Genomic DNA, 14,855 nt, shown 5'->3' with positions numbered 1-14,855 from the left:
TTTATAATGTAATGGACTATGCACAAAAGTATCCCTTGTTTAGAAGGAGAGGATTACTCACATGAAGATTGTTAAAATTTCCCCTCGTGGTTATTGCTATGGTGTTGTTGACGCAATGGTTATTGCACGTAACGCCGCATTAGATAAATCATTACCGAGACCCATTTATATTTTAGGTATGATTGTTCACAATAAGCATGTCACAGATGCTTTCGAAGAGGATGGCATCATTACATTAGACGGTCCAAGTCGATTAGAAATTTTAGATAAAATCGATTCTGGTACTGTTATTTTCACTGCACACGGTGTTTCTCCAGAAGTTAAACAACGTGCAAAAGAAAAAGGTTTAACGACAATTGATGCAACTTGTCCAGATGTTACAAAAACACATGACCTTATCGAAGCAAAGAAAGCTGAAGGATACCATGTCATTTATATCGGCAAAAAAAATCATCCAGAACCAGAAGGCGCAGTTGGTATCGCACCTGATATCGTTCATCTTATCGAAAAAGCTGATGATTTAAAAACACTAGAAATTCCAACGGATAAAATTTTAGTTACGAATCAAACAACAATGAGTCAATGGGATGTTCAACATTTAATGGAGGACATTCAGAAAAAATTCCCAACAGCAGAATTCCACAAGGAAATTTGTTTAGCAACTCAAGTTCGCCAAGAAGCTGTCGCTAAACAAGCTGATGTTGCAGATTTAACAATTGTTGTCGGTGATCCGAAAAGTAACAACTCAAACCGTTTAGCACAAGTATCACAAGAAATCGCTGGTACGACAGCATACCGCGTTGCAGACGTAAGTGAAATCCAATTAGAATGGCTACAAGGTGTAGAAAACGTAGCTGTTACAGCAGGTGCTTCTACTCCAACGCCAATTACAAAAGAAGTTATTGCTTTCTTAGATCAATATGACCCAATGAATCCAGCTACATGGGACAGAATTCGAAAAGTACCACTTCAAAAGATACTACCTCGTGTAAAAGTGAAAAAAGAACAATAATAAAAACCGTTGCCTACATGAGCAACGGTTTTTATTTTTCTTATACAAATGTGAATGGATCTGTATGTAACTGCGAAGCGTGAATGTGTACATTGAATTTTTTCACATCTACTTTTTCTTGCAATTGTTTTTGTACACCTTGCTTCATTACTTTTTCAACGTTATGTCCTGGATCGACTATATTTAAACCAATCATCATCGCATCGTGAGCAACATGATAATACATATCACCTGTTACATATACATCTGCTCCTTTAAATTTCGCTTGGTTTATATATTTATTACCGTCACCACCAAGTACAGCTACTTTACGCACCTTATCATCTAACTTTCCAACAACTCTTGCACCCTTTACATGTAATGATTGTTTCACATGTAAAGCAAACTGCTCAAGCGTCATTTCTTCTTGTAAATACCCTATTTTACCAAGACCTAATGTTTCACCTTTATTATCAAGCGGATATACATCATATGCCACTTCTTCATATGGATGGGCTGCCAACATCGCTTTAATAACTTTTCTTTGTAATGAAGCTGGAATAATCGTTTCGACACGTATCTCTTCCACACGTTCTAACTGCCCAGTTTCTCCGATATAAGGATTTGTACCTTCTTGAGGGATAAACGTACCTACCCCTTCGCTACCGAACGTACAGTGGCTATAATTACCGATATGACCTGCATCCGCATCTCCAAGAGCTTTGCGCACTTCTTCTGCATGGGTTACTGGAACAAATACAACAATTTTTTTCATTTCTTCTGCATATGTAGGAGCTAATACTTCTGTATTTTGTAACCCTAACGCATCAGCAAGTAAATCATTTACCCCGCCCTTAGCAATATCTACATTTGTATGTGCGGCATAAACCGCAATATCATTTTTAATACACATTTCAATAATTCTTCCGTACGCCTTATCTGTATGAATCGCTTTTAATGGATTAAAGATTAAAGGATGGTGCGCTATAATGATATTCGCTCCTAATTGGATCGCCTCGTCCACAACTTCCTCAGTTACATCTAACGCGATTAATACGTGCTGGACAGGTTTATTAAGCGCTCCAATCTGTAAGCCAATCTTATCCCCTTCCATCGCTAAATGCTTCGGATACATACCTTCAAACAAAGAAATAATTTCATGACCATTCGGAATTTTACTCATGATAAAACCTCTCCTATCATTTTCATTTTCGCTTCTACTTCTGCACGCTTCGCTTTTGTCTCTTCAGACTCTGCTGCACGTTCTAACTGTTTTAAAATATTTTGGAAGTTTTTCAATTCCCCTTCCCACTTTTCAATAAAAGCTTCACTTTTTTCTTTTATTAAAAATGGACCCATAAACAATTCAGCTTGTTTATTTTCAGAGTAAGGTACTGCTGTATCTCCTCGCTCTCCGACTAAAATCTCGTAAATCTTTCCGTCTTCTATTACAATTTTCTCACGGATAAGCTCCCATCCATTTTCAATAAACCATTCACGGATATGGTGTGCTGCAATATTCGGCTGTAAGATTAAACGTGTTACACCTTCTAATTTTTCTTTACCACTTTCTAAAATGTCACGAATTAACGCTCCACCCATACCAGCAATCGTAATAACATCTACTTCTCCTGGCACTATAACAGCTAATCCATTCCCTTTACGAACGTCTACTTTATCTTGTAAGCCACTTTCAGCTACAGTTGCTTGTGCAGAGCGAAACGGTCCATCTACAACCTCTCCTGCAACTGCTTTTGTAGCAATATTATTTATAATTGTATAACACGGTAAATACGCATGATCCGATCCAATATCAGCTACTGTAGAGCCTACCGGAATCTCCCTCACAACTTCTTCTAATCGTTTCGAAAGCTTTACTTCATTCATGTATTTCCATTACTCCTTCTCTTCTCAGTCTGTCTCCATGATAATGAATTTATAGTAGTTGTTGCAAGTCCATAACAATACTTCAATTCTCTATTACTAATCGTATTTTAGATAGTATAGAAAAACAAGCCTTTTGCAAAAAGCAAAAGGCTTGTTTTTCTATACTTTATTTTTTCTTCGATAACCAATCAGCTACTTTTGCCGCTTGATCAGCTGGAACTATATTTGGCGGCATATTTCCTTTTCCTTTTGAAATAACTTCTTTAATTTCATCTTTTGAAAGTTTCCCACCAATTTTTTGTAAATTAGGGCCTACCGCTCCTTGTAACTGATCACCATGACAGCTCGTACAGCTTTGCTTTACAATATCCTCTGGCTTTGATGCTGTTTGTGCTGGTTTCCCACCATTTTTTGCATCAGCTAACTCTTTAGATTTATTTAGCCCCTGAAATGAAAATACAAACATAACGATAATACCTAATGCTGCAATAAGAGCGAACGGAATCAACGGATTACGTTTCATATCTCTTCTCCCCCCTCTATACCGCTAAATAGTTAGATGATTCAGTCATTTATATTGTACTTGAAAACGCCCTATCAGAAAAGAGTAAACTACTACTTGTTAAAAATATTCCGTAAATTCATTTTATTGATTTTCACTATTATATCGCATATTATTTCGATAATTACTAACGTTTCTCATCATATTTTTTACTTTTCTACATATTATTTTGTATATAATAAACAAAATAAATCGAAAAATCGAAAAATGAGCATTTGCAAATCAAAAGACAATTCTGTAAAATAAATTACAAGAAATTGTAATCGTTGCCGATAGATAAATTTTAACAAAAATTAACAAAATAAAAAAGTTTACTTCACAAAAGTGAAGTAAACTTAAAGGTAGCCTATTCTAAGAAATCCTTAAGACGCTTACTACGGCTTGGATGTCTTAATTTGCGAAGTGCTTTCGCTTCAATTTGACGAATACGTTCTCTCGTTACGCCGAATACTTTCCCAACTTCTTCAAGCGTACGAGTTCGTCCATCATCTAAACCAAAACGAAGACGCAGAACATTTTCTTCACGATCTGTTAGTGTATCTAACACATCTTCTAATTGTTCTTTTAGCAATTCATACGCTGCATGGTCCGCAGGCGATGTTGCTTCTTGGTCTTCGATAAAGTCACCTAAATGGGAGTCGTCTTCTTCACCAATTGGTGTTTCAAGAGAAACTGGCTCCTGTGCAATCTTTAAGATTTCGCGTACTTTTTCTGGAGCAAGATCCATTTCTTCACCAATCTCTTCAGGAGATGGTTCGCGTCCTAAATCTTGTAATAATTGACGTTGTACACGGATTAACTTATTAATTGTTTCAACCATATGAACTGGAATACGAATTGTTCGCGCTTGGTCTGCAATCGCACGTGTAATAGCTTGGCGAATCCACCAAGTTGCATACGTACTAAATTTAAAACCTTTACGGTAGTCGAACTTTTCAACTGCCTTAATTAGACCCATATTTCCTTCTTGGATTAAGTCTAAGAAAAGCATACCACGGCCCACGTAGCGCTTTGCAATACTTACTACAAGACGTAAGTTTGCTTCTGCAAGACGGCGTTTTGCTTCTTCATCGCCTTCTTCAATACGTGTCGCAAGTCGAATTTCTTCTTCAGCAGATAGTAAGTCTACACGACCAATTTCTTTTAAGTACATACGAACAGGGTCATTGATTTTCACACCTGGCGGCACACTTAAATCATTAAGGTCAAATTCTTCTTCCGTTTTTGTAATTTGACGATTATTAGGACCTTCGTCGTTGTCATTGTCACCAACTAAGTCAATCCCTTGTTCACCTAAATATTCATAGTATTCATCCATTTGATCGGATTCAATTTCAAATCCATTCATGCGTTCTGCAATCTCTTCATATGTAAGAACGCCACGTTTTTTTCCGAGCTCAGTGAGTTGTTCTTTCACTTGCTCAAGGGTCATTTCAGTTTCAATTTGTTTAGAACGAGCTGGTTTATCAGCCATCTGTTCCCCTCCTTACGCGAGATACAAACATTCATTATACTAAAACTTTATCGAAAAAGCTATTTTCTTGCTTTTTGACTTTGTAAATATGCCACATAATATTTAGCAGCCTCTACAGGATCTGTTTTTTCCATTTGTTTTACTTTAAAGATAATTTCCATCTTTTCAAGTTTTTCTTTATGGCGTCTTAGCGCCTCCAAATGACCTTGTAACGCTTCTTCTGTGTACTCTGGATTAATAAATTCATCCGTCGAAATATCAGTAATAATATTTTTCAACTTTTCATCAGAGAGCCAACTTAAAAATGTTCCGACTGAAGGTTCATTTCCCTTTTCATAATATGCGTATAGTTCATATAAAATCCCTTTATGTTCTTCTGTATAAAAATCTTCTATATGAGGTTCCATACGCACTGTCACTTCTGCACTTTGCAACATATGGTAAATAATTTCTCTTTCTGCCCTTTCAAAACCTGTTAATTTCGGTTTCGTTTGAACAATTTGAGATGGCTTAGAAACCTGCTTTATTTGTTTTTGCTGTACCTTTTGTTCTTTGCGATATTGGTGCAATTGATTCAAAAGTGTTTCCATTGAATACGAAAATTCTTGCGATAATGATTTTAAATAGGATTCCGCCTGCATCGCATCCTGTAGCAATGATAACTCTTTTAAAACACTTTTTACATATTCTTCTTTGCCAGACTCATCTTGCAAATTTTTCCCTAAACGCAAATAATTTATTTTGAAACCAACAAAACTTATACTTGATTTCACAAGATTTTCAAAAGCGGTTGTCCCATATTGTTGCACATATTCATCAGGGTCAAGCTTATCTGGCAAGGATGTAACTTTCACTTGGCAACCAACTTGCAATAGTAATTGCCCTGCTTTCATCGTCGCTTCTCGCCCTGCTTTATCACCATCATAGCAAAGAACAACAGTTTCAACGTTACGTCGCAGAAGTTTCGCTTGTTCTTCAGTTAAAGCTGTTCCCATTGTCGCAACAGCTTCTTCCACACCACTTTTCACCGCGGCTAGTACATCGGCATAACCTTCAAAAAGGACAACCTGCCCACGTTTTCTAATAAACGGCCTTGCTTGGTGGAAATTATACAACAGCTTACTTTTGTAAAAAATCGGTGTTTCAGGACTATTCAAATATTTCGGAGTGTCATCTCCTAATGCCCTTCCACTAAACGCTATCACCTTACCTTGTAAAGTATAAATCGGAAACATAACTCTTCCGCGGAAGCGGTCATAATGACTGCCATCCTTCTCACTTCTTACAAGAAGGCCAGCCTGTTCCATACTAGATAGCGACAAACCTCTTTTTTGTAAAATTTTCGTTGCTGCATCCCAAGCTTGTGATGCATAACCAATTTCAAATTTCTCAATCATCTCTTTTGTAATACCACGTTTTAATAAATATGAAAGTGCTTCATTTCCTTCTTCTGTATTTACTAATAAATGATGATAATACTTTTTCAAAAGTTCATGAGCCTGTTGCATGATGACAGTGTCATCAGATATGTCTTCTTGTTGTTGTTGTCCTTGCCCTGATGTATATTCTGCAACTGCAATTCCATTTCTTTCGCCAAGCTTTTGAACAGCCTCTGTGAAAGCAAGTCCTTCCATTTTCATAAGAAAAGAAAATACATTTCCACCTTCTCCACATCCGAAACAATGAAAAATTTGCTTATCAGATGAAACAGAGAATGAAGGAGAATTCTCACCATGAAATGGACAAAGGCCGAAATAGTTACGCCCCTGCTTTCTAAGTTGAACATACTCACCAATCACTTCTACAATATCGGATGATGTCCGAATCTGTTCAACAACTTCTTCAGGAATTCTGTTCCCCATAACTCCATCTCCGTGTCGTATTTTGTATTCGATATAAATTAAAAGATTCCTTTATAATTCGACAATATTTTTCTAAATTTGTTAGAAAGTACTGTCGATCACATTGTGTAAACGATTTTGGACCTTTCGTATAAGTCCCCAGTCTGCGTAAATTCGCAGATACATACTACTATATAAAATTGTATACATTTGCTCATCTGTTACAAATGTATCTCCTGGAGACAATACATATACTCCTTTTTCACAAGAAGACTAGCAAGAAGCACTATAGCCTGTATGATCATGAGATCTGTAGCTTTTGCATGTTAATAAATATAACAATCAACTTCATCTTGCTCAGAATCTACATAGACCCAATTACCTTGCTGTTTTCTTGAACGATGAGCATAGGATACGACAAACAAAATTTCGACATAAAATTTTGTTCCAACTTGCACAATTGCATTCTTCACGGGATACGCATCTGCATCAAATAATATCTTATCTGATGTTTTGCATATTTCTGTATTCTACATCCCTTCTGTGAATCCTTCCATAATGTGCGTTTTCTTGTCTAGATTTTGTCGATTTAACGTAAATACATGTCTTTTTCGAAAATCCTATCCCTAGTTTATTCTGAAAAATTAAAGTCTAAACGTAAAATATAGGTTTTTATCACAATTTTTTATTATAATATATTTTCTTCAACTACGCTACATATCCCTTTAATTTTCATCTTACACTTAAAGATAACGAAATCGTTCCTTTAGCATAATTAAAAAACAGAAGAATATAAGTATAACCATTCCGCTATATTCTATTACTAAGCCGAAAGTTCATGCTCTACTTCGCATCTTCCTCTAACGCCTTCTCACGAGCGAAAAAAGCACATTCACCTTTGGTAAATGTGCTAAAACATTTTTTGGTTTTGCACTGCATTCACAATAATATTTGCTGTTTCTTCAATTGCCTTATTTGATACATCAATCACTTGACAATTTATTTTACTAATTACTTCCTCAAAATGATCAATTTCTTCTTGAATACGATTAATATTTGCATATGTTGCTCCATCACTTAATCCAAGTGATTTCAATCGTTCTTTTCGAATATGATTTAACTTATCTGGTATAATTTTCAAACCGAAACATTTCTCTTTTGCCACTTGATATAATTCCTCAGGCGGATCCACTTCCGGTACAAGTGGTACATTAGCAACTTTCAAACGTTTGTTATGCGCTAAATATTGTGAAAGTGGTGTTTTTGATGTACGTGAAATTCCAATCAACACGATATCAGCTTTTAAAATACCACGTGCATCTCTACCATCATCATACTTAACTGCAAATTCAATCGCTTCAATTTTTTTAAAGTACTCTTCATCTAATCTTCGAACGACACCTGGCTCATACCTTGGTACTTGCCCTGTAATTTCTTCAATTTGATCGATAAGAGGTCCGATAATATCGTATGCCTCTACTCCTTCTTTTGCCGCTTCTGTCAATAAATATTGACGCATATCAGGCTTTACTAACGTAAAACAAATAAGCGCTTGATTGCTCTTGGCAATCGAGATTACTTCTTTTAATGTCCCTGTATCTTCTACATACGGTACACGCCTAATATCAGGAGCGAATGGGAACTGTCCCATTGCCGCTCTAACAACCAAATCAGCCGTTTCTCCTACAGAGTCAGATACGACATATACGATTTTATTATCCATTACATTACCTCACTTTAAACAAATTACACTTATTCGTTATTTACTAAATTTACAAACGCACGTGTAATATTTGTTTTTGTAATTCGTCCAATCACTTCTAAACCTTGTTTCGTATCCTTCACAACCGGCATCGCATCAATCTGTCTTTCTATTAATTCCATCGCAATATCATATAAAGAATCCTCCCTGCGACACATCGCAATGTTTGGCATCCTTGTCATGATAATATTAACCGGAAGAGAGGTTAAATCCTGCTTTCCTAAGCTAGCTCGTAATAAATCTTTACGAGATACAACGCCAACTAATAAAGTAGCTTGATCTACAACAAATAATGTACCAACGTCCTCTAGAAACATAGTACAGATTGCATCGTATACTGATACATTTTTATCAATTACAGCCGGTCTAGATTGATAATCTTGCACTTTAATTTTCTTAACAGCTTCAGATAATAGCTGTCCCCCAGTTTTACCCGTATAAAAATAACCTACACGTGGACGCGCTTCTAAATAACCAGCCATCGTTAAAATTGCTAAGTCTGGTCTTAGCGTTGCACGTGTTAAACCCAATTGCCCAGCAATTGACTCCCCTGTAATAGGACCGTGATCTTTTACAATCTGAATGATATGCTCTTGCCGTTTATTCAGCTCTATGATAATCACCACCTTTAATGCACAACGAAAAAAGTTATACTATCTCTTAAATATTATATACTAAATATGCTATTCGAAAAAGAAAGTATGTAAAAAGGACCGTATACGGCCCTTTTTATATTTGAAACTTATCAAGTTGTTCCAAGAAACGCCTTGTTTTCAAATAAATCCCACAATATTCATCATAATATGTATTCAATACTGTGCGCATTTGTTTTTTTGTACTATCCTTCACCGATACATTACCGAGCCGGTGTAAATCAAAGTGAAAAAAGAGACGTAATAATTTATGAACAGCCTCTCCCACCGGAATGCGATACGGATCTTGCTCCGCATGACGCGAGCACAGAAAACCGCCTTCCCGGACAGAGAAGGCGACAAAATCTGTTTCTTGATGACAAATAGCACATGTATCAAAGTACGGGCGCATCCCTAATACCGGAAGCATTTTCGTTTGATAAATTAATGATAATACTTCTGGATCAACACCCTCACACATATAATGCAACGTTTGATATAACATTTCAAATAAATATGGATTATGCTTCTTATCTTCTGTTGCTTTATCGGTTAATTCAATAATAAATGATGCATAAGCAGTTAAAAATATATCCTCGCGAATTTCTTTCATAGATGAAATAATCTCGCCTTGTTGCAAAGTTCCAAGTCCAGATCCCATTTGAATAAGAAAATGACCATGTGTCATAAGTTGCGAAATAGCTGCTAACCGACTCTTCGGCTTTTTCGCCCCTCTTGCCATTGCACTTACCTTACCAAATTCCCGTGAGTATATTGTAACAATCTTATTTGTTTCTCCGTAATCTGTCGTACGGATAACAATGCCCTCAACTTTTTGAAACATGTTCGTCACCATCCAAGGTTTGAACAAAACGGGTCAAGAAATTGGAGAGTCTAGATGCGCTAACTCCTCTTCATGTTGATCCATCTCATCGTTTACGTCTTTTTCCATTTCTTTCAAAAGCAAATACGTTTCAATGCTTCCTGTTTTGGAGAAAAACTTCCAGGTAAAATCTAGCATAAGAATCCACCTTTCTCAATAAGCGTAGCCTATAAACCAATTTCTTTTGTTGTTATTAAGTTGACCCATTTTGTTCATTTTCATGTGAGAAAAATTTTTCCTAATTTATCAAGGTTCATAAAAACCAATAATCAGCGGATGAACAAAACATCCACTGATCACAACTTTACTTCATATTAATACTCGTCTTCACGGAAACCAAGGTCACGAAGCTGTGACATCTTATTACGCCAATCTTTTTGCACTTTCACCCATACTTCTAAAAATACTTTAGAACCAAGAAGTGCTTCAATGTCAAAACGAGCTCTCTTACCGACTTCTTTTAACATCTTCCCTTGCTTACCTATAATAATTCCTTTTTGTGACGCACGTTCAACAACAATCGTTGCGTTTATATAAACCGCTCCGCCCTCACGCTTTTGAATTGCATCAATAACAACCGCTACAGAATGTGGTACTTCTTCACGTGTTAAATGTAATACTTTTTCACGAATAAGCTCTGAAATAATAAATCGCTCTGGATGATCCGTTACTTGATTATCCGGGTAATATTGCGGTCCTTCTGGTAAATACTTTTTAATTGCTCCGATTAACGCTTCAACGTTATTACCGTCCAATGCAGAAATTGGCACAATCTCCGCGAACTCATATAATTTACGATATTGATCAATCAACTCCAGCAATTGCTCTGGATGAAGTTGGTCAATTTTATTAATTACCAAAAATACCGGTTGTTTCGTTTCTTGTAATTTCTCAATAATAAATTCCTCACCACGACCATATCCTTCAGTTGCATTGACCATAAACAAAACAATATCAACTTCTTTTAATGTCGTTTGAGCCATCTTCACCATGAAATCGCCTAGTTTATGTTTAGGTTTATGTATTCCTGGTGTATCAATGAAAACTACTTGTGAATCATTTTCTGTATATACACCTTGAATTTTATTACGAGTTGTTTGTGGCTTATCGCTCATAATAGCAATTTTTTGGCCAATAATACGATTTAAAAATGTAGATTTCCCAACATTCGGTCTGCCAATAATAGAGACAAAACCTGATTTATAACCTTTTCTATTCATGTAAATCCTCCGCTAAAAATGCTCCTGGTAACAATTCTCCGACTGTTGTCTCTTGAACATCACCATGTAAGTTTGATAGGTATACTTTCGTATCCTGTTTACATAATTCTATCATAACTTGTCGACATGCTCCACAAGGAGGTACTGGACGCTTTGTATCCGCTACGACTGCAATAGCTACAAACTCGTTATCCCCTTCAGAAATTGCCTTAAATAACGCTGTTCGTTCTGCACAGTTACATAAACCATATGATGCATTTTCAACATTACATCCACGATATATTTTTCCATCCTGAGTTAGTAAAGCTGCACCTACTTGAAATTTAGAATATGGTACGTACGCTCGTTTACGCGCTTCGGTTGCTTCTTGAATTAATTGTTTGCTATTCATATTCCCGCATCCTTTCCGTTCATAGATGTGAATAGATACACTCTTTCATTAAAGGCCTTCACGGCGCTCCCAAAGCTTAATAAAAGCTTCGGAATGCAACTATACCATATACGGTAAAAAGATAATAGCACCAATTACAGCAGCTATAATTGCAAATAATAAAACTGCCCCTGCTGCAACATCCTTTGCAATTTTTGCAACCGGATGAATATCGACGGTTGCTAAGTCTACTGTTTTTTCAATAGCCGTATTCACCATCTCTAAACTCATTACAATCCCTATCACAATAAGTACAACAATCCATTCCATTGTTGTAATATGGAAATAAAAGCCGCAGCATATAACGATGACTGCGGCTAAATAATGAATTTTCATATTTCGTTCATGACGAAGACAAAAGTATATACCAGCTATAGCATATCCAAAACTATCTAAAAGTTTTCCTGTTTTCATCGTCCTAATCCAAAGGCCTCTAAAATTTCTTTTTGTCTTCCAAACATTTCTTTCTCATCTTCTTCTGTCATATGATCATAACCAAGCAAATGCAAAAAGCCATGTAGTGCTAAAAACCCAAGTTCTCGATCAAAAGAATGTCCATATTCTTCAGCTTGTTCTTTTGCTCTTGGAATAGAAATAATAAGATCTCCTAACATACGCGGCATCTCTGCACCGACAATTTCCATTTCGCCTTCTCCCATTTCTTCCATAGCAAAAGAAATAACGTCCGTAGGCTGATCCTTATCTCGGTAATCACGGTTTATTTCACGAATACGTTCATTATCTACAAATGTAACCGATAATTCTGCGCCTTCTTCTATGTTCTCCATTTGGGCTGCTTTCTCTACTAAACCTCGAATCAAACTTATATATTCGTCTTTCACTTCTTCTGTTTCATCAATAAAATCAATTAATAAACTCATTCTTTCTCCTTTTCTTCCGGCGGTTCCGGATATGTAATACGGGAATGGAAAATACCATTTAACGTTTCACATAACGTTTTTCCAACGATTTGTAGTTCCTTAAATGTCAAATCACATTCACTAAATTGACCATCTTGCAGGCGATCTTTAATAATATTTTGCACTAAATTATTAATCTGATCTGGTGTTGGATGGTTCATCGAACGTACCGCCGCTTCCACACTATCAGCAATACCAACGATCGCCGACTCTTTAGAAGTTGCTTTTGATCCTGGATAGCGGAACATTTCCTCCGTATATTTCTCTTTATCTTCTTTAATCGCATTATAATAAAAATATTTAAGTAACGTTGTACCATGATGCTGTCCAGCAATATCGATAATTTCTTGAGGTATATGGTGTTCTTCTAACATTCTCACCCCATCGGTTACATGAGCAATTATAATATCTTTGCTCGTTACAGGGTCTAATCTATCATGCGGGTTTTCAATACCCATTTGGTTTTCAATAAAAAACTGTGGTTGTACCGTTTTCCCTACATCATGATAATACGCCCCTACACGCGCTAATACTCCATTTGCTCCAACTGCTTCACAAGCAGCTTCTGAGAGATTAGCTACCATTACACTATGGTGATATGTACCTGGTGCTTCTAATAAAATTTTACGCAAAAGCGGGTGATTCGGACTTGAAAGTTCCATCAATTTCATACTCGATACAATCCCAAGACCACTTTCTAAATACGGTAAAATCCCCATAGCTAGAACAGAAGAGATAATACCCGAAACAGCAGCCATTAATAATTGCACCCCAATTTCAAGAGGCGAAAAATTCCCGTTACGTAATAATAGCAAAGCCGCTAATACGACTACATTCAATACAGAAACGAGTATACCAGCTTGTAAAATCATCGTACGACGATTTTTTTCTCTCAAGAAAATACTAACTGATAATGAACTTAATAAAACATAAATCCCCACACTATAATTCAGTGTACTCGTTACACCTTCATTAAACATAATACTTCCGCATACAGAAAAGATCATACTCGTTAAAAATACAAATCGATCACCAATCATTAATTTTACAAGTATTGTTCCCATTGCAACTGGAACAACATACGCGATTCCTGCATACTCAAGCTTTTGAAACAAACTAATGATTTTCATTAAAACAATCGTGATAGACAAAATTGTAATATACGCTAAGACATACGGCCTATCTTCTCTTTTCCGCTGTAAAAACACTTCAAACTGCTTATGCATAAAGTACAATAGCACACCAATGAGTACCGCTAACCCAACATAGGGTTGAAAACTGTTCCCTTTTTCTAACAGGCCAACTAATTTCAACTGATTGTACATATCACTTGAAATCGTTTCACCTTCTCTAACAAGGACTTGCCCTTGAAGAATATAAACAGGTGGAACTAAATCTTCTTCCGCTTTTCTCTTCTCTTTTGTTAAGGTCGGATCATAAAAATAGTTTGCAGAAATCGCATATTTCCCTAACGCCTTAATAGATTCCTTTAAACCATTATCAACATTAACACTATTCATCTCACTTACATATCGTTCCTTCGCATCCTTCAATTCATCCATTTTAACATGCTCAGTCATGATACTATTAATAGCTGTAACTGTTGCATCTTTCGCTAATACTAATTGGTTCGAATCTGCATTAATTAAGTTTAGTAAGTTTGAATCAGATAATTCTTTCGTTAAATCAGTAGGCAATTTTTTTTTCAACTTGTCCACTTTTTCAGCATCAGTAATCTTTTTTTGCTCATCCGGTCCAACCGCTTTAATCTCTTGTATCACTTCATCTACTTTAGCAAAGACGTCATTCACAATATCCACTTTATTTTGTTTATACTCACTTTTATATGTATATTGATCTTCAACTTTTGTAGCGGCTTCTTTTTTCTTTTTGTCCGTTGTAACTTTATCTTCAATTTTAATAGGAGAATGGATTGTTTTTTTCGCAATAGAATATGTTGTAACATCTAATTGCTCTGGTTTTACATTATTCATAAGTGCAAAAAACAGCACTGCCCCTAATAAAACGTAAGAAATCCAACTTAGTTTTTTCGAATGTTGTAAATTACGAAACCACTTAGAAATTTCTTGAGATCTTGACATGATTTCAATACCTTCTCCTCTCCAGAAATAAAGTGAAACTATTTATAGCTTTCATTTCTTCTAGGTAACGATACTTTTTGGACAACATTTTTATCCACTATCACCTATAGTTTATTTCCCTCGTCTTTAATGATAGTAAAAAATATGTCAT

At 36.0% G+C, this 14,855-nt stretch carries 16 protein-coding genes; 1 reads left to right on the top strand and 15 read right to left on the bottom strand.

Features of this window, described 5'->3' with window-relative positions; all coding sequences use genetic code 11:
* The first annotated feature begins 61 nt into the window (after positions 1-61).
* A complete protein-coding gene (locus JFU54_RS10305; RefSeq protein ID WP_002015175.1) occupies positions 62-1,012 on the top strand; it encodes a 4-hydroxy-3-methylbut-2-enyl diphosphate reductase in 951 nt (316 codons plus the stop codon).
* 40 nt (positions 1,013-1,052) lie between these two features.
* Here the strand turns inward: JFU54_RS10305 and JFU54_RS10300 are convergent, their stop codons facing one another.
* The 15 genes from JFU54_RS10300 to JFU54_RS10230 all read right to left on the bottom strand — a co-directional run bounded on the left by JFU54_RS10300 (position 1,053) and on the right by JFU54_RS10230 (position 14,704).
* Positions 1,053-2,174, bottom strand: a complete 1,122-nt coding sequence (locus JFU54_RS10300; RefSeq protein ID WP_002190694.1) for a Nif3-like dinuclear metal center hexameric protein — start codon at positions 2,172-2,174, stop codon at positions 1,053-1,055.
* Positions 2,171-2,878, bottom strand: coding sequence for a tRNA (adenine(22)-N(1))-methyltransferase (locus JFU54_RS10295; protein WP_002190695.1), 708 nt, complete (start codon positions 2,876-2,878; stop codon positions 2,171-2,173). Before JFU54_RS10295 ends, JFU54_RS10300 begins: the two co-directional genes overlap by 4 nt.
* 166 nt (positions 2,879-3,044) lie before the next feature.
* A complete protein-coding gene (cccA, locus tag JFU54_RS10290; protein WP_002129130.1) occupies positions 3,045-3,401 on the bottom strand; it encodes a cytochrome c550 in 357 nt (118 codons plus the stop codon).
* A gap of 385 nt (positions 3,402-3,786) precedes the next feature.
* Positions 3,787-4,914, bottom strand: coding sequence for an RNA polymerase sigma factor RpoD (gene rpoD, locus JFU54_RS10285; RefSeq protein WP_000764062.1), 1,128 nt, complete (start codon positions 4,912-4,914; stop codon positions 3,787-3,789).
* Positions 4,915-4,973: 59 nt separating this feature from the next.
* Positions 4,974-6,776: a DNA primase gene (dnaG, locus tag JFU54_RS10280; RefSeq protein WP_002015179.1), complete on the bottom strand. Its 1,803-nt coding sequence runs from the start codon at positions 6,774-6,776 to the stop codon at positions 4,974-4,976.
* Between the two features lie 81 nt (positions 6,777-6,857).
* Positions 6,858-7,001 carry a hypothetical protein gene (locus tag JFU54_RS10275; protein ID WP_162836445.1) on the bottom strand — a complete coding sequence of 48 codons (144 nt, stop codon included), beginning with the start codon at positions 6,999-7,001 and terminating at the stop codon, positions 6,858-6,860.
* 664 nt (positions 7,002-7,665) lie between these two features.
* Positions 7,666-8,478 (bottom strand): pyruvate, water dikinase regulatory protein, encoded by an 813-nt coding sequence (locus JFU54_RS10270; RefSeq protein ID WP_002015180.1) that lies wholly within the window; start codon positions 8,476-8,478, stop codon positions 7,666-7,668.
* A gap of 29 nt (positions 8,479-8,507) precedes the next feature.
* Positions 8,508-9,140, bottom strand: a complete 633-nt coding sequence (ccpN, locus tag JFU54_RS10265; RefSeq protein ID WP_002015181.1) for a transcriptional regulator CcpN — start codon at positions 9,138-9,140, stop codon at positions 8,508-8,510.
* 106 nt (positions 9,141-9,246) lie between these two features.
* On the bottom strand, positions 9,247-9,993 hold the full coding sequence (gene recO, locus JFU54_RS10260) for a DNA repair protein RecO (protein ID WP_002129136.1): 747 nt from the start codon (positions 9,991-9,993) through the stop codon (positions 9,247-9,249).
* A 33-nt stretch (positions 9,994-10,026) separates the two neighbouring features.
* Positions 10,027-10,170 (bottom strand): YqzL family protein, encoded by a 144-nt coding sequence (locus JFU54_RS10255; RefSeq protein ID WP_000883924.1) that lies wholly within the window; start codon positions 10,168-10,170, stop codon positions 10,027-10,029.
* 176 nt (positions 10,171-10,346) lie between these two features.
* On the bottom strand, positions 10,347-11,252 hold the full coding sequence (gene era / locus JFU54_RS10250) for a GTPase Era (RefSeq protein WP_002088672.1): 906 nt from the start codon (positions 11,250-11,252) through the stop codon (positions 10,347-10,349).
* Complete coding sequence (locus JFU54_RS10245) at positions 11,245-11,643, bottom strand: cytidine deaminase (protein WP_002015184.1); 399 nt, start codon at positions 11,641-11,643, stop codon at positions 11,245-11,247. Before JFU54_RS10245 ends, era begins: the two co-directional genes overlap by 8 nt.
* A gap of 99 nt (positions 11,644-11,742) precedes the next feature.
* The gene (locus JFU54_RS10240) at positions 11,743-12,096 is read right to left on the bottom strand and encodes a diacylglycerol kinase family protein (RefSeq protein WP_002143170.1); all 354 of its coding nucleotides are present in this window, start codon (positions 12,094-12,096) and stop codon (positions 11,743-11,745) included.
* Positions 12,093-12,563 carry an rRNA maturation RNase YbeY gene (gene ybeY / locus JFU54_RS10235; protein WP_002088675.1) on the bottom strand — a complete coding sequence of 157 codons (471 nt, stop codon included), beginning with the start codon at positions 12,561-12,563 and terminating at the stop codon, positions 12,093-12,095. Before ybeY ends, JFU54_RS10240 begins: the two co-directional genes overlap by 4 nt.
* Positions 12,560-14,704 (bottom strand): HD family phosphohydrolase, encoded by a 2,145-nt coding sequence (locus JFU54_RS10230; RefSeq protein ID WP_088040160.1) that lies wholly within the window; start codon positions 14,702-14,704, stop codon positions 12,560-12,562. The genes ybeY and JFU54_RS10230 overlap by 4 nt, the downstream gene beginning before the upstream one ends.
* Between the last annotated feature and the right edge of the window lie 151 nt (positions 14,705-14,855).

The organism is Bacillus sp. TH19, from assembly GCF_016651075.1.
In the GTDB taxonomy this organism is placed as follows: Bacteria; Bacillota; Bacilli; order Bacillales; family Bacillaceae_G; genus Bacillus_A; species Bacillus_A mycoides.
The sequence above is the reverse complement of the archived record's forward strand: the minus strand, read 5'-3'. Positions and strand labels throughout refer to the sequence as shown.